Annotated in this window: 14 protein-coding genes; 2 read left to right on the top strand and 12 right to left on the bottom strand. The window is 63.5% G+C overall.

Annotation, left to right across the window (positions count from 1 at the left end; all coding sequences use genetic code 11):
• The first annotated feature begins 222 nt into the window (after positions 1-222).
• Positions 223-1,530 carry a GumC family protein gene (locus tag ACW9UO_RS10395; RefSeq protein ID WP_457085744.1) on the top strand — a complete coding sequence of 436 codons (1,308 nt, stop codon included), beginning with the start codon at positions 223-225 and terminating at the stop codon, positions 1,528-1,530.
• Between the two features lie 21 nt (positions 1,531-1,551).
• On the opposite strand, the gene ACW9UO_RS10390 is transcribed toward ACW9UO_RS10395, so the two are convergent.
• The 6 genes from ACW9UO_RS10390 to ACW9UO_RS10365 all read right to left on the bottom strand — a co-directional run bounded on the left by ACW9UO_RS10390 (position 1,552) and on the right by ACW9UO_RS10365 (position 9,243).
• Positions 1,552-2,775, bottom strand: coding sequence for a CpsD/CapB family tyrosine-protein kinase (locus ACW9UO_RS10390; protein WP_457085743.1), 1,224 nt, complete (start codon positions 2,773-2,775; stop codon positions 1,552-1,554).
• 103 nt (positions 2,776-2,878) lie between these two features.
• A complete protein-coding gene (locus ACW9UO_RS10385) occupies positions 2,879-4,972 on the bottom strand; it encodes an NAD-dependent epimerase/dehydratase family protein (protein ID WP_457085742.1) in 2,094 nt (697 codons plus the stop codon).
• A 5-nt stretch (positions 4,973-4,977) separates the two neighbouring features.
• Positions 4,978-5,952, bottom strand: coding sequence for a glycosyltransferase family 2 protein (locus ACW9UO_RS10380; protein WP_457085741.1), 975 nt, complete (start codon positions 5,950-5,952; stop codon positions 4,978-4,980).
• Positions 5,949-7,190 (bottom strand): glycosyltransferase family 4 protein, encoded by a 1,242-nt coding sequence (locus ACW9UO_RS10375; protein ID WP_457085740.1) that lies wholly within the window; start codon positions 7,188-7,190, stop codon positions 5,949-5,951. Before ACW9UO_RS10375 ends, ACW9UO_RS10380 begins: the two co-directional genes overlap by 4 nt.
• Positions 7,187-8,134, bottom strand: a complete 948-nt coding sequence (locus tag ACW9UO_RS10370; RefSeq protein WP_457085739.1) for an NAD-dependent epimerase/dehydratase family protein — start codon at positions 8,132-8,134, stop codon at positions 7,187-7,189. The genes ACW9UO_RS10375 and ACW9UO_RS10370 overlap by 4 nt, the downstream gene beginning before the upstream one ends.
• Positions 8,122-9,243, bottom strand: a complete 1,122-nt coding sequence (locus tag ACW9UO_RS10365) for a Gfo/Idh/MocA family protein (RefSeq protein WP_457085738.1) — start codon at positions 9,241-9,243, stop codon at positions 8,122-8,124. The genes ACW9UO_RS10370 and ACW9UO_RS10365 overlap by 13 nt, the downstream gene beginning before the upstream one ends.
• Positions 9,244-9,501: 258 nt before the next feature.
• Between ACW9UO_RS10365 and ACW9UO_RS10360 the strand changes: the two genes are divergently transcribed.
• Positions 9,502-10,254, top strand: a complete 753-nt coding sequence (locus ACW9UO_RS10360; RefSeq protein WP_457085737.1) for a WecB/TagA/CpsF family glycosyltransferase — start codon at positions 9,502-9,504, stop codon at positions 10,252-10,254.
• Here ACW9UO_RS10360 and dxs read toward each other — a convergent pair.
• From dxs to ACW9UO_RS10330, 6 genes are all read right to left on the bottom strand, one after another.
• Positions 10,251-12,179: a 1-deoxy-D-xylulose-5-phosphate synthase gene (gene dxs, locus ACW9UO_RS10355; protein WP_457085736.1), complete on the bottom strand. Its 1,929-nt coding sequence runs from the start codon at positions 12,177-12,179 to the stop codon at positions 10,251-10,253. The two genes, ACW9UO_RS10360 and dxs, sit on opposite strands and share 4 nt — an antisense overlap.
• Before the next feature lie 17 nt (positions 12,180-12,196).
• Positions 12,197-13,063, bottom strand: coding sequence for a polyprenyl synthetase family protein (locus tag ACW9UO_RS10350; protein WP_457085735.1), 867 nt, complete (start codon positions 13,061-13,063; stop codon positions 12,197-12,199).
• Positions 13,064-13,306, bottom strand: coding sequence for an exodeoxyribonuclease VII small subunit (locus ACW9UO_RS10345; protein WP_457085734.1), 243 nt, complete (start codon positions 13,304-13,306; stop codon positions 13,064-13,066). It lies immediately after the preceding gene.
• Positions 13,303-14,229 (bottom strand): histone deacetylase family protein, encoded by a 927-nt coding sequence (locus ACW9UO_RS10340; protein ID WP_457085733.1) that lies wholly within the window; start codon positions 14,227-14,229, stop codon positions 13,303-13,305. Before ACW9UO_RS10340 ends, ACW9UO_RS10345 begins: the two co-directional genes overlap by 4 nt.
• 62 nt (positions 14,230-14,291) lie before the next feature.
• A complete protein-coding gene (locus tag ACW9UO_RS10335) occupies positions 14,292-14,993 on the bottom strand; it encodes a response regulator (protein WP_457085732.1) in 702 nt (233 codons plus the stop codon).
• Entirely contained in the window at positions 14,990-15,484 is a 495-nt protein-coding gene (locus ACW9UO_RS10330; RefSeq protein ID WP_457085731.1) for a MarR family winged helix-turn-helix transcriptional regulator, read from the bottom strand. Before ACW9UO_RS10330 ends, ACW9UO_RS10335 begins: the two co-directional genes overlap by 4 nt.
• Positions 15,485-15,497 lie beyond the last annotated feature (13 nt).

The raw sequence follows: 15,497 nt of genomic DNA, 5'->3' as shown, positions 1-15,497 counted from the left end.
CGCAGCGAGAAGAGGGTAATCTATTGGATTATCTATAAAAAACGCTACCCCGGAAACGCATTGTTTCCAATTTTCATCACCGAAAAGGTGGCAAAAATAGGGCGGCTGACCTAAGTTAACGTGGGGCAAGTCACCCGCGTTTTGCATCGGCCCACCGGGCCGGAACGACCGCGGACGATATCGTGCATTGCCTCCCGCGGGGGCGCGTGTTGGAGCAACAAGATGAACCAGTTGGGATCGTTCAGCGACCTGAAAAACGTACTGCGCCGGCGGCTGCCCCTGATCATGTTGGCAACATTGATCGGGTGCGCGCTTTCGGTGCATTTCGCGTTGAAGCAGCCCAAGGTCTATGAGGCCATCGCCGTGGCCCAGATCGAGGATGCCACGATCATCGACAACCGCACCGGCCAGACCGACGCCGGACATCGGCTTACCCTGATCGAACAGCGGATGATGGCGCGCGACAACGTGATCGAAATTATCGAAGACTTTCAACTGTTTACCGAGGAAGACGAATTTGTCGGCTATAAGGTCGCCCTGTTTCGCGATTCCACCCGGATTACTCCGGTGATGGACAATTCGCAGCCTTGGTTGAACAACGGCAGCCCAACCGGCCTGACCATCACCGTCACCATGTCTGACCCGCAGCAGGCGGCGGATGTGGCGAACGAGCTGCTGGCGCGGATCGTCGACCAAGGGCGATCGCGTCAGGAAGAGCAGACCGAGCAGGCGTTGGCGTTTTTCTCGGGCGAGGAGCGGCGGCTGACCGGGTTGATCCTGGATGCCGAACGCCGCGTTGCCGAGTTCAAACAGCGCAATTCCGACAGCCTTCCCAGCGCAGTGACTGGCCAGCGCACCCGACTTGACACCCTGCGCCAGACTGAGTTGGACATTGACCGCGATCTGATCGAGCTTCAGACCAATTCCCGCCGCGCCCGCGAAGGCGTGATCGAGGCCCAGATCACCCAGCTTGAGGAACAGCGCAGTCTTGTGCGGCGGCGCATTTCCGAGGTGGAAGCCTCGCTTGATGATGCGCCTCGGGTCGAGCAAGAGCTTAACGTTCTTGACCGCGAGCTGACCCAATTGCGCGAACAGCTCAGCCAAATCACCGGCCGCAAGGTCGCTGAGGAAACCGAGCGCACCCTGCAACAGCAGAAACAGACCGAGCGTTTCGAGGTGCTGGAAACCGCGCTTGTGCCGGAATATCCGGTGTCGCGCAGCCGCAAGAAAACCGCCATCATGGGCGGCATCGCCAGCGTGATCTTTGGCCTCGGGCTCGCGCTTATTCTGGAAATGACCAACCCGGCGATCCGCAATTCGATGCAGCTTGAGCGGGCTTTGGGGGTGCAGACCGTGGTGTCGATCCCGGTTGTGCGGACCCGCGGCGAAAAGCGCCTGCGCGGTATGTTGGTTGTGGGCTGGGCGGTTGGTGCGCTGACGCTTATCACCGCCGCGCTGCGGCTGATCACGGACCGGTGGCCCAATTCCAACCCTTTTAAGAGGGGCGATCGCCAGGCTGCCCGGCTCTGACACAACCCGCCGAGACCGGTTTTAGTAACCGTAGATCTCGGCGTTTTCACCTTCGGCACGGTTCAGCACCACGCCCAAAAGCGGGGTTTCCGTGCCCATGCGACGTTCAACATCGCGAACCTGTTGGGGTTTGGTGATACCGCCGCCCACAACAAGGATGATGCCGTCAAACAGCCCGCGCGCGGCGAGCACGTCATCGTTGACCAACGCGGGTGGCATGTCGAACAGGATCACATCCGGGTCAAACGCCTTCTCCATCGCATTCAGAACGGCGGCGGTGCTGGTGTCTTGCAGCAGTTCGGCGGCGTAAGGTTCGCGCTGGCCGTTGACGCCAAAGGCGACGTTTGCGCCAATGTTATCAAGATTGTCCGCAGGGCGGCGAAACACATCCTCGATAGGCAGTTTGCCCCGCAGAAACGCCGGAAGGTTTGGCGGATCGGTGATGTTAAGCGCCTTGTGCAGCGACGGATGCCGAAGATCGAGATCCAGCACCACGGAGCGACAATTGCTTTGCCGCGACAATGACAGCGCGAGGTTGGCGCACATAAACGTCTTGCCACAGCCTTCGGTGGGCGAGGTCACGGCGACGCGGGTCCAGCCATTGTCACGCAGGGCGCGCAGCAATTTGGTGCGCAGCACGTCAAAGGCAGAATGCGCCGGATCTTCGCGCGTGGCTGTGATCACGCGGTTACGCTCAAGCTTGCGGGCATTGATCGGAAAGGAATCGAGCCGGGTCCAGGCGTTGTCGAGCATTTTGGACACTGCGGGGGCAGGCATCGGCGTGTCGGGCTGCGGGGTTTCGCGTTCGGCTGCCTCCGCGGCCTTGGCAACGGGTGCCGGAGTTGGCGTCGAAACTGGGGCCGGTGCAGGCTGGGGTTTCGCCTTGTGCTGGTGCACCTCGGGTTCCGGCGTTTCAGGCGCCGCCACGGGCGGTTGCGCAAGCGGCTTTGGTGCCGTCTCGGGCTTGGGCGCAGGCCGGGGTTTTAAGTCTTTAGTCCGCTGCTTTACCTCAGGAACTGCCTCAGGTTTCGGCGTCTCCGGGTCTGTCACGCGCCGCTGCACCTTTGGCTTTGGTGCGGCGTCGGGCGTGGGCCCGTCTGATGCGGTTGTCTCGGCGTTGGGCCGCAGGTTCGCAATCGGCATGTCCTGCCCAGACATACGAATGCCGCCCGACAAAGCCGGTTTGGGCTCAGGCCCGCCTGCATCGCGCGCCGCGCGCTTTTTTCTGGTCCAGCGTTTTTCCATAACCTACCGCTATCGCCGGTTTAACCCGGTCCTGTTCGCGTGCCTCTTCGATGCCAAAGGACACGAAAAATCGGGCAGAATTAAGCCTAATCCTTGAAGCATGTCAGAAACCGAAAAGATTCGCCTTGGTGATTGCCTTGTCGATAAAGGTCGCGCGGTCGGTTTCCGGGGTCCAGCCCAACATTTCCCGTGGTTTGGCATTGTCGAACGGCGAGAGGTGCGCGCGACTTTTCCAATCGCAAAGCGAGGCGCGCAGGGCCGATTTTCGCCCAAGAACGTGGCGTTTTAGCCGGTATTTGACCGCATCCGCCGCCCAGAACAGGTGCAGATTGCCCGGATTCACCGCAATCCGCGCGCCACTGGCGGTGTGAATCGCGTCGAAATAATCGCAGGCGGTCATCATCATCGGCCCCACCAGATTAAAGCTTTCGCCCGGCGCATCCGGATGTTCGGCCATCGCAATCAGCCCGTCACAGCAATCGTCGATCAGCACAAAAGGCAACAGATTGCGCCCCTTGCCCCAAATCCGCACCGCACCCGCGCCATGCCAGCGCCCGATGCCCCAATGCTGTAGCGGACCGCCGGGGCCAACCACGATGCCGGGCCGGGCAATCGTAACCGGCAAGCCGCGTTCGGCGTGCATCGCCAACAGCCGCCGCTCGCATTCCGCCTTGGAGCGCGCGTACATATTGCGGTCGGCCATATCCTCGGCAAATCCGGTGGCTTCGGTGATCGTTTGGGTCGGATCGGACATGTCATATGATGCGATGGTGCCGGTATAAACCAGCCGCCGCACCCCCGCCGCCAGCGCCGCTTCGCCCACCCGGACGGCCACGCCAACATCGTTTTCCAGAGCGCCGTCCCAGGTGGATTCCAGCGACCGGGCGAGGTTGTAAACCGTGTCGATCCCCTCCATCGCCGCGCGCAGCCCCTCGGCGTCTTTCAGCGACACTGCGACGGTTTCCACCCGGTCAGGCAGGTCGTCAAACGGCCCGGTGCGCCCGCGCGACAGCACGCGCACATCGGTGCCCCGTGCCACCAGCGCCCGCGTCAGATGCCGGCCGATAAAGCCGGTGCCGCCGATCACAAGCGCGGTTGGCTTGGGGTCCTGTGTCTTGGCAGGAAGCGGCGCAGCGGTCTGGGCAGGAAGCTTGGCCAGCGTGGCCTCTAGCGCGCGCGTGACGTTAAGCGCCGCCTCAGAGCCAAAGCGCGGATCAATCGGTTTGCCACTCTCGGCGGCGGCGTAAAACGCGCGGATCACGCCCTGAAACGACAGCGCATAAGGCGATTTTCGATTCAGAGAGGTAAGGTGGCGCGCGCCATTCACAAAGCCTTCGCGCAGGTGTTGCCCGGCCATCTGCATCTCGCGCAGGAAGGGGTTTGCGACGATATCCGCGGTGTTTTCGCGGCTGACCGAAAGCGTGTCATTGGCGTAATCCAGTCGCGCCATCGCCGATGATCCGCGCACCGTGACCGACCGGTCGTCCATGATTTCGACCAGCGAGATGTTGAACGCGATGTCCACATGCCCAGCCCGCGCCAGCACCCGCCAGACCTGGGGCCGCGTGCCCATTCCGGGCAGATCAACCGGCTTGCCAACCTCAAGATGTAGCACCTCCAACGGGCCGAACAGGTCGACCGCAAAGGCGTAAAGATGCGGCCCCAACTCCTTGAGCAGGTTTCCGGGTTCGCGCAGCAGCCAAAGTCCATAAGGCCCCGAGCGCAGCGGCGGCAGCGGGAAATGCCAGTTGATTTCGGCCTGTGCAACGCGGCCCAGAGTGCCCATCGCAATCATCGATCTCAGCCGCTCATACCCCGGTATGCCGAGGAAATTATGCCCGGATGCCAGAACTTTACCCGACGATAAGGCGCATTCAGCCATGTCCTCCATCTCGGACAGATCAAGCGCAACAGGCTTTTCCACGAGGCAATGCAGCCCGGCGTCCAGACACTTCAGCGCAAGCGGATGGTGAAGCTGTGGCGGGGTGCAGATGTGCACCGCGTCCACCGCGCCCGCCGCGATCATGTCGTCGACCGAGGTGAACACCTGCGCCCCATGCGCCCCCGCCAAGGCTCGCGCCGCATCGGCAGAAAGATCGCAAACCGCCGCCACTTTGGCCGCTCCGGTCGCGCGCACCGCGTCTGCGTGCCAATCCGCGATATACCCCGCGCCGATGATGCCAGTTCTCAAAACCATGTCACTCACTTATATTCAATGATCCGCATGTCGCGCCCCATCCGCCGCCGCAGATGAAACCGGACCATGCCGATCAGGTTGGGAAATTTGGAAATCGTTAGAAACACCGCATGATGCAGCGCTTTACGGGTGGGCAGATCTTCGTGCTGCATCAGGCCGCGCGCGGTGCGCAGCCAAGACAGCCCGTAGGCCAGCACAACGATCAGCGCCAGCCAAGGGGCCAGCCACAAACCGACAAGCGCCAGTACGGGCGCGATGAGGCCCCAGACCCAAACGCGCGCGCGTTCGCGGCGGAAATACTCGGGGTGCAGATGGCCGACCTGCGCAAAGCCATGCCCGGTGCGCACCGCCCGTTGCCACCACTGCGAAAACCGCGTCATGGCGGCGTCATGCAGGGTCATTTCGGTCGGAATGCGGGTCAGCACCCAGCCCGATTTGCGCAACCGGCAACAAAATTCATCGTCCTCGGCGGCAATCACTGTGCTGTCAAAGCCGCCGGCCTGCTCATAGGCGTCATGCCGCACCATCATGTCCCCGCCGCAGGCCGCGATATCGCCTGCGGGGCGGTGCCATTCGACATCCGCCAAGGCGTTGTAGATCGAGGCCTCGGGCGCAACTTCGCGCCGCCAGCCGGTCACAAGCCCGCGTTTGGGATCAGCCAAAAGCGCCTGTTGCGCGGCCGCGATCCAGCCCGGCGCAATGGCGCAATCGCCATCGATGAACTGAACAAACGCCGCCGCGCCACCCTGCGCTTGCAGGTGGCGGAACCCCGCATCGCGCGCACGCGCAGCCGTGAAGGGCCGGGCGGGGTCGAGCGCCACAGTCTCGGCCCCGGCAGCCGCTGCAACGGCCATGCTGTCATCGGTTGAGCCACTGTCGACATAGACAATCCGACGCGCCTGCCCCTGAGCCGAGGCCAGACAGCGGCGCAATCGGTCGCCCTCATTGCGTCCGATCAGGATAAGGTCAACGCCGCTCATGGCCGCTTGCCCAAATCAGAGTGATTGCTCGCGTAAGCGCCAAAAAGGCGCGCCAGCCAAGCCGCTTCCTTGGCGATGTCAAAGCCGTCGACAACCTTCTCGCGCCCCGCCCGCCCCATCGCGGCGCGTGTGTCCGGGTCGGCCATGACCGCCATGATGGCCTTGGCCAAGGCATCACCGTCCCCCGGTGGGACCAAACAGCCGCTAACGCCATGTTCCACCAGTTCGGGCACGCCGCCGACTTGGGTGGCGATCACGGGCCGCCCTGCCGCCATCGCCTCCATCAACACCACCGGCACGCCTTCGGCAAAGCTCGGCAGCACCAGCGCATCCGTGTCACGCAATGCCTGCGCCACCTCGGTCTGGTTGCGATAGCCCGCAAACGCGACCATATCGCCCAGCCCAAGACCCGCCGCCGCCTGTTCAAGCTCACCGCGTTCCGGCCCGTCGCCAATCAGCGTGACTCGCAGGTCGGGCAGGGCATCCCGCACTTGCGCCAGCGCGTCGAACAACACCGGCACGCCTTTGACCGCGGCCAGCCGCCCGACAAACAGCAGATGTGGCGCGCCGGTGCGGGGGGTGGGATCATACCGTGCGGGATCGATGCCACAGTGCACAATGTGCAGCTTGCCCCACTGCGCCGGATCGGAAAACATCATCGCCTGCGCCCGGCAAAACTCGGAAATGCAGGCGACAAACCGCGCCCGCGCGATCTTTTCATCCAGCCGCCAATGCTCGGGCGCAAAAAAGATGTCGGGGCCGTGCAGCGTGAAACTGTAAGGAATGCCCGACAATTCCGAGGCCAGCATCGCCACCGTACAGCTCGCTTTGGCGATGTGATTGTGCAAGTGGCGGATGCCGTTGCGCTGCATGTGATCGGCCAACAGGATCGCCTCGGCGAAATAGAACATCTGCCAAAGCCAGCCGCGCAGCCCGCCCGGCGCGGTGCGCCAGGCCAGCGCAAAGGCGCGGAAAAAGCGCGCGGGATGGCGCAACAGCCGCAGTTTCGCGGCCGCCAAACGCAGCGGATTGCGCGCGGCTTCGAGAATGTGAAACGTTTGCGCCGCCTCACTGCGCTGCTCTTCGCCGACCAGATGCTCGGGCCCGGTTCGGCGGATCGACGAGGTGAGGACGGTCAGGCCCTGCGCCCGCAATGCCGCCACTTCACGCTGGATAAACGTGTCGGTGGCGCGGGGATATTCCCCGGTCAGATAGAGGATGGGGCCGGGGCCGCTCATGTTTGCGCCTCGTGCATCAGGGCCTCAAAATTCTGCGCTTGCCGCAAGCCAAGCACTTCTCGCATCCGGCTGTTGTCATAGCCCAGGGCAAGGAATCGCGCACGCAGAACCTCGGGTCGCAACAGGCCTGGCAGCCTGTCACGGGGGGCAATCCGGGTGGCCAGCCACGCCAAGGGCATCAGCCCGCGCCATGACAGCGGCATCGTGAGGGGCGGCTTTCGTTTCAGGCAATTCAAGTAGCGCTTGCGGTCTGGCAGGTCTTCGTCGAGCACATTGATCGGCCCGGTTGCGCGGCGCTCAGCGGCGGCAATCAGCGCGTCGGAACACGTAGAGATATGGCAAAGCGGGATCTGACCGCGTGTCGCCAGACGGAACAGGATCGGCCCCGGCGCAACTCCCAGATGGGCATTCCACAGCCGCCCCGGCCCAAAAACCGCCCCGGCGCGCAGGATTGTGAGCTTTAACTCAGATACCTCCAGCAACAACCGTTCCTGCGCGGCTTTGGCCAGCGCATAGGCATCGGCGCAGGAGGTTTCTGTCAAGACCTCGGCCTTTTCGGTGATCATGTCCCCCGCAGTGACCTGTTGCATATCATAGACCGCGATCGAACTGAGATGAACCACTTTGGCCCCGCGCGGCAGAGCGCGCAGAAGCGTTTCGGTGGCCTGCAAGGTATCGCGGGCCTGCCTGTCGGGGTCGCCCGACATCGACGCCGCGAGGTGCAGCACCACGTCGGCCTTGGCGCAGGCCTCGGCCAGCCCGGTGCCCTCGGTCAGATCACATTCCAAAACGGTGATCGCCGGATCATCCGTCCAGCTTTCAGGCACCGTTCCGGCAGCGCGAACAACGGCGATCACGTCATGGCCCTGCGCGCGCGCCCTCGCAACCGCACCGCGACCAACATAGCCGGCGGCGCCGGTGATCAGCAGGGTTAACGCGCCCATGGCATTGGCTCCGGTCTGTCGCAACGGGTGGTCATGTCCTGCGGGCCGGTGCTGTCGCCCGCGTTCTGAATCGCCAGCGTCACTTCGGTCAGGTGCAGCGCGAAATCGTTGGCCACGCGGCTGGGGCGGGTGTCACGCAGCGCGTCGAGCATCTCGACCGGACCAAGGGCAAAGTTCATCGCCGCTGCGCCTTTGCGCGAAACTTTCGCATGGGTCGGCCCACCGGCGCGGCACCGTCGCCCGAACGGCAGCTCAAGAAGCCTGCGCCGCAGATTGACCCGCTTGCGAAACCGCACCGGGGCGGCGTTGTTCCAGGCCTCGCGCACCTCAAGCACGCCTGTGTCACCGATCACGCGGATGCGGTGATCATGCGGCGCGGTGATCGAGCAGGTCAGCCGCGCCACCACGCCCGTGTGGAAAAACAGCGTGGCGACCGAGAAATCAGGCGTATCGCCGCCGCCGGGCTTGTCGGGGATGGTCTCGGCCGAGGCGGCAACCACCCGCCGCACCGGACCAAAGGCGGCAATCAGCCACGACAGGTAATACCCGGCGTGTTCAAGCGTGCAGCCAACGCGAAATTCATCCTCGGCGGGCCAGGGGGCACCACTTTCGCTGATCCAGTTGCCATAGCGCGCCTGCGGGATGAACCCGTCGTCAAGCTCGGCATAGACCAGCCGCACCTTGCCCGCCGTGTCATTGCGCACCTCGCGCAGCAGAATCTGCGCTGTTTCGCCCAGCATGCTGCAGGGCGCAGAGGCCAACATCAGCCCGCGCGCATCGGCCAGCGCGGTCAGATGCGCGGCGTCCTCCAACGTCAGAGCCAGCGGCTTTTCGCACCACACATGCCGCCCGGCCTCAAGACAGGCGAGGTTGAGGGCGTAGTGCGCGCCGGGATTGGTCAGGTTGAGGACGATGGCCCCCTCGGGCAATGCGGCCAGAAACCCGGCAAGGTCGGGCGCGGTGGGAACGGACCAATGGGCGGCAAAGGCGGCAAGCCGCGCGCCGTCGCAATCATAGGCGGCGGCGACGGTGATATCGGGATACAGCGCCAGCGAGCGCATATAGAGATCGGCGACAAAGCCACAGCCGATTATGCCCACAGCCCGCATCACCGACCCCCTGAAAAGAGGCCGGGCCGCGCATCTGGGCCGGGTCGTGACTGGGGCATGGATCCATGTGTCCGCATTGTTGGTCTTGCCGCTTTAAACCATCACATCATGGCAACTTTTCGGCCCTTTCACGGGAAAGTTCCATAACTTGCGCCGGTTGCAGGCAATAAAACCCATCGATGCACGCGGTTGTGAAGATTTGGCCTTACCTTTGCCCGGTTGGCTGCGGATTATGCGGGCGAGAAGACGGAGGGTGCTGTGTATTTTGACGTGGGTGAAGACCGGGTGACGATCAACGTGCCAACGCGCGCCGACCTGAAGGCGGCGATTGCCGGCGCTTTTGCGCGGGGCGAGGGGTTTGCGCTGGCCACGCTCAACCTTGATCATCTGGTGAAACTGCGCACATCGCGGGCGTTCCGCGCGGCCTATGGCGCGCAGGATCTGGTGGTGGCGGATGGCAATCCGGTGGTCTGGCTGTCGCGTCTGGCGGCGCGTCCGGTCGAACTGGTGCCCGGCGCGGATATGGTGGTGCCCTTGGCCGAACTGGCGGCGCAAAACGGCGTGTCGGTGGCTCTGGTGGGCAGCACCGAGGCGGCCTTGGCGGCGGCTTCGGCGGATTTGCAACGCCGGGTGCCGGGGCTGAGCATCGCCGCCTGCCTCGCGCCGCCGATGGGGTTTGATCCCGAAGGGGAGGGGGGTGCCGCGCTGCTCGAACAGATCAAAACATCCGGGGCGGGGCTGGCGTTTCTGGCGCTTGGTGCGCCCAAGCAAGAGGTTCTGGCCGCGCGGGGGCGCAAGATCGCGCCTGCGGTTGGCTTTGCCTCCATCGGCGCCGGGCTTGATTTCCTTGCCGGAGAGCAGACCCGCGCGCCCGCGATCTTTCGCAAGCTGGCGCTAGAGTGGGTCTGGCGGATGATGGGCAATCCGCGGCGCATGGTGGGGCGCTATGCCCAATGCGCCGCGATCCTGCCGGGCCATGCGTGGCAGGCTTGGCACATGCGGCACCGTTAGGCGCGGGTGCTTTTGATCTCCGCGACGCCAAGCACATCCAGCACCTTGGCCTCGATATCCTCAGAATTCAGCCCGGCCACGGCATACATGTCACGCGGGCTGGACTGGTCGATAAAGATATCAGGCAGCACCATCGAGCGGTATTTCAGCCCGCTGTCAAACACGCCTTCTTCGGCCAACAACTGCGCCACATGGCTGCCAAAGCCGCCCACTGCGCCCTCTTCGACACAGATCAGCGCCTCATGCTCGGCCGCCAGTTTCAAGATCATCTCGCGGTCGAGCGGTTTGGCAAACCGTGCGTCAGCCACCGTTGGGGTGATGCCCTTGGCCGCCAGTGAATCGCAGGCGTCCAGCACTTCCTTCAACCGCGCGCCAAACGACAGGATCGCCACGCCTTTGCCGGCCCGCACCATCCGGCCCTTGCCGATTTCCAACGGCACGCCCTTTTCGGGCATATCGACGCCCACGCCTTCGCCGCGCGGATAACGGAAGGCAATCGGCCCAGCATCATGCGCCGCAGCGGTGGCGACCATATGCACCAATTCGGCCTCATCCGCCGCCGCCATCACCACCATGCCCGGCAGGTTGGCCATAAAGGCGATGTCAAATGCGCCTGCATGGGTCGCGCCGTCCGCGCCCACAAGGCCCGCCCGGTCAATCGCGAAACGCACCGGCAAGCGTTGGATCGCAACGTCATGCACCACCTGATCGTATCCGCGTTGCAGGAAGGTCGAGTAGATCGCGCAGAACGGCCGCATCCCACCCGCCGCCAGCCCGGCGGCAAAGGTCACGCCATGCTGTTCGGCAATACCCACGTCGAAACAGCGGCTGGGATAGCGCGCATTGAACAGGTCAAGCCCGGTGCCATCCGGCATCGCCGCCGTCACTGCACAAATCCGGTTGTCGACCTCCGCCGCCTTGATCAGCTCTTGGCCAAACACCTTGGTATAGCTCGGCGCGTTCGACGGCGCTTTCTTTTGCTTGCCAGTCACCACGTCAAATTTCGCGGTGGCATGGCCCTTGTCGCTGGCTGTCTCAGCCGGGTGATAGCCTTTGCCCTTTTTCGTCAGCACATGGATCAGGATCGGCCCGGTGGCGCGCGCCTGCACCGTGCGCAAAACCGGGAGCAATTGGCTCAGGTCGTGGCCATCAATCGGCCCGAGATAGGAAAAGCCGAGCTCTTCGAACAAGGTGCCGCCAACGGCCATGCCCTTGAGTATATCCTTGGCGCGCTTGGCCCCTTCGCGGAACGGCTCAGGGAGAAGCGACACCGCACCTTTGGCGGCGGCTTTCAGATCCTGAAACGGCGCCTCGGCGTAAAGCCGCGACAGGTAAGACGACATCGCGCCCACCGGCGGCGCAATCGACATCTCATTGTCGTTCAGGATGACAATCATCCGCTTTTTCAAGTGGCCCGCGTTGTTCAGCGCCTCAAACGCCATCCCCGCGCTCATCGCGCCGTCGCCGATCACCGCAATCGCATCGCCATGCCCGGTGTCACAAGCCCCTCCAAGATCGCGCGCGACGGCAAAGCCCAAAGCGGCGGAAATCGAGGTGGAGCTATGCGCGGCGCCAAACGGATCAAACGGGCTTTCGCTGCGTTTGGTAAAACCCGACAGCCCGTCCTTTTGCCGCAGGGTTCGGATACGGTCACGCCGCCCGGTCAGGATTTTATGCGGATAACACTGGTGCGACACGTCCCAGATGATCTTGTCGCGCGGCGCATCAAACACCGCATGCAGCGCCACCGTCAATTCGACCACGCCCAGCCCGGCGCCCAGATGGCCACCGGTTTCGCTGACGGCGCTGATCGTCTCTTCGCGCAGCTCATGCGCCAACTGCACCAATTCACCGTCGGAAAACTGTTTCAGATCGGCAGGGCCGTGCACTTTGTCCAAGAGCGGCGTTTCGGGACGGTCTGGCATCTGGGGCTCCTCGGCCTTTAGCTGTCGCGCGAGATAACGAACCGGGCCGCGTCCCGCAAGGTTTCGGCGTCTGCGCCAAACGGCGAAAGCGCATCGCAGGCTTGGGTGACAAGCGCCTTGGCCCGCGCCTTGGCCGCCTCCAACCCCAGCAGCGACACAAAGGTTGCCTTGCCCGCCGCTTCGTCCTTTTGCAGCCGCTTGCCGGCTTTTTGCGCATCACCTTCCACATCCAAGATGTCGTCAGCAATCTGAAAGGCAAGGCCCAGCGCCTCGGCATAGTGCCGCATCGGCGCAATATCCGCCCCGGCCAGCCGCGCGCCGGCCTCGGCGGACCAGCCAATCAGCGCGCCGGTCTTGCCCGCCTGAAGCCGGGTGATTTCGTCCAGCGTCAGCGGAGTCGATGTGCTTTCCGCCGCAATATCAAGCGCCTGACCCAGAACCATGCCCCGCGCGCCTGCGGCTTTGGCCAAGGACAGCGTCAGATCGGCGCGCACCTCGGCGCGGTCATGACAGCGCGGATCTGCGACCATCTCAAACCCCAGCGTCAAAAGCGCATCACCCGCCAGAACCGCCGTCGCCTGATCCCATTTGATGTGCACCGTCGGCTGGCCCCGGCGCAGATCGTCGTCGTCCATACAGGGCAAATCGTCATGCACAAGGCTGTAGCCATGCACCGCCTCGATCGCCCCCGCAGGCCAAAGCGCCTGTGCGCCGATGCCATGCAAGCGCGCGCTTTCCATCACCAGAAAGCCGCGCAACCCTTTGCCGCCCGCGACGCCGTAGCGCATGGCGCGGCTCACGGGCAAATCGTCCATCCCCGCGATCACCGCATCAAGATGGGCCGCAACCCGCGCCGCGTCTGATTTCAGAATGTCTGGAAACACTTACAGCCCTTCGACGGGCGTCGTTCCGGTGGGATTGCCCGCGCCATCGGTGGTGATCGCGTGCACCTTTTCCTCGGCTTCCTTAAGCTTTTTCTCACAGCGCTTTTTCAAGGCCGCGCCGCGTTCGTAAAGTTTGATCGAATCGTCCAGGGCCACGTCGCCGCGCTCTAGCTTGCCGACCACCTGTTCCAGCTCGGCCATCGCCTCTTCGAATGTCAGTTTCTCGACTGGTTTGTCGCTCACGCTGCTGCCTCCTGAAGCGTTTTCACATGGGCGGTGACTGCCTCCGCCAATGCGGCCAGATCATAACCGCCTTCCAGCACCGAGACCACCCGGCCCTGACAGGTCTCTGCCGCGACTTTGCAAATCTCTTGGGTGAGCCAGACGAAATCTTCGGTGCTCCAGTTGAGATTGGCCAAAGGGTCGTCTTTGTGTGCGTCAAATCCGGCGGAAATCACGATCAACTCGGGCGCAAAATCGCGCAAGCGGGGCAGGATGGTGTGGGTATAAGCGTCGCGCATTTCATAGCCATCGGTGTTCGGAGCCAGCGGCACGTTCAGGATATTGTCATGCGCGCCGCGTTCCGAAGGGTCGCCACTGCCGGGCCACAGCGGCATTTGCTGGCTGGTGGCCAGAAACGCGCGCGGCTCGTCCCAAAGCAGGGCCTGCGCGCCGTTGCCGTGATGCACATCGAAATCCACCACCGCGACGCGGGCCAACCCGTGCCGCTCAAGCGCGTGTTTCGCGCCGATGGCGGCGGTGCCGAACAGGCAAAAGCCCATCGGCGTTTCCTGTTCGGCGTGGTGTCCCGGCGGCCGCATGGCGCAAAACGCATTGCCCGCATCGCCTGCCAACACCCGGTCGACGGCTTCGCGCACCGCGCCGACGCCATGCAAGGCGGCGCTTAGGCTTCCCGGCGACATCCATGTATCGGCGTCGAGCTGTTTGGCCGCGGTGCTGGGGGATTCGGCTTCGATCCGGTCGAAATACGCCGCGGGATGGCACAGCAGCACATCCTCGCGGGTGCCCTTGGGCGCGGTGTTCACCGTGATATCCGCCGCCCGCAGCGCATGCAGGATATGCTCCAGCCGCGCCACCTGTTCGGGGTGGCCTTCGGGCGTCACATGCCCCAGCCCGGCCTCATGTGTCAGCACCAATGTCGCCATTTGGCCCCTGTCCTTTTCTATGTCACGCCCGCTGGTAGGGTGGGTTTTCAACCCACCACGCCTCAATCCGGGGCCAGCATATACCCCGCGCCGCGCACGGTTTGAAGGTAACGCGGCTGTTTCGGATCGGCCTCGAGCTTGCGCCGCAAGCGGGTGATTTGCACGTCCACCGCCCGCTCTTGGCTCTGGCCCTTGTCGCGGCCCAGATCCTCAACCAGTTGGCCCCGGCTCACCGCTTCGCCCGGCTTGGCGGCAAAAATCCGCATCAGCTGGCTTTCGGTCGCTGTCAGCCGCACCGGCTCTTCGCCCTGCCACAGTTCGCCGCGCTCAATGTCATAGCGCAGCGGCCCGAGCGAGATCACCTTGGGCATGTTGCTGGTTTCAGGCGCCTCGGGCATCCGCCGCAGAATGGCGTTGATCCGCAGCAAAAGTTCCTTGGGTTCGAACGGTTTGACAAGGTAGTCGTCCGCCCCGGCCTCAAGCCCGGCAATCCGGTCCTCGGTCTCGCCCTTGGCGGTCAGCAGCAGGATCGGGGTTTTAGAGGTCTGGCGCAGATTGCGGGTCAGGCTGATGCCGTCTTCGCCCGGCATCATCACATCAAGCACGATCAGATCGAAATCCAAACCCGACAGAATGCGCCGGGCATGGCCGGCATCGCGCGCGGCGCTGACAAGAAAACCGTTGCGAATCAAGAATTTCTGCAGCAGCAGGCGAATGCGCTCATCGTCGTCGACAATGAGCAGATGCACGTCAGGCAGGCTCATGTCCGAGGCTCCCGCAACGCTTGATAATAGCGGCGCATTTCAGGGTCCATCATCGCCTCAAGCACTTGGCGAAACCCGGCCACAGCCTGCGGTCCGGCCTTGCGATAGGCGGCACGCATCCGCGCGCGTTGGGCATCCGACAATTGCGCCTCCAGTGCTTTTCCGTCTTCGGTCAGGTGCAGATGGCGCTCGCGTTTGTCCAACCGCCCAACCCTGCTTTCCACAAGACCGTCCGCAATCAATGTACGCAACACACGGTTAAGCGACTGTTTCGTGACCCCGAGAATATTCAGCAGGTTGTTGACCGTCGTGCCCGGCGCGCAGTGAATGAAATGCACCGCCCGGTGGTGGGCACGGCCATACGATTGGCCCTCAAGGATTCGGTCAGGATCGGCGGTAAAGCCACGATAGGCAAAGAACATCGCCTCGATCCCCTGTCGAAGCTGTTCATCCGTCAGATAAAGCAGCTGCTCTCCGCTCGGCTCCGCCATACCGCTCCCTTAC

This window comes from Marinovum sedimenti (assembly GCF_054052205.1).
The sequence above is the reverse complement of the archived record's forward strand: the minus strand, read 5'-3'. Positions and strand labels throughout refer to the sequence as shown.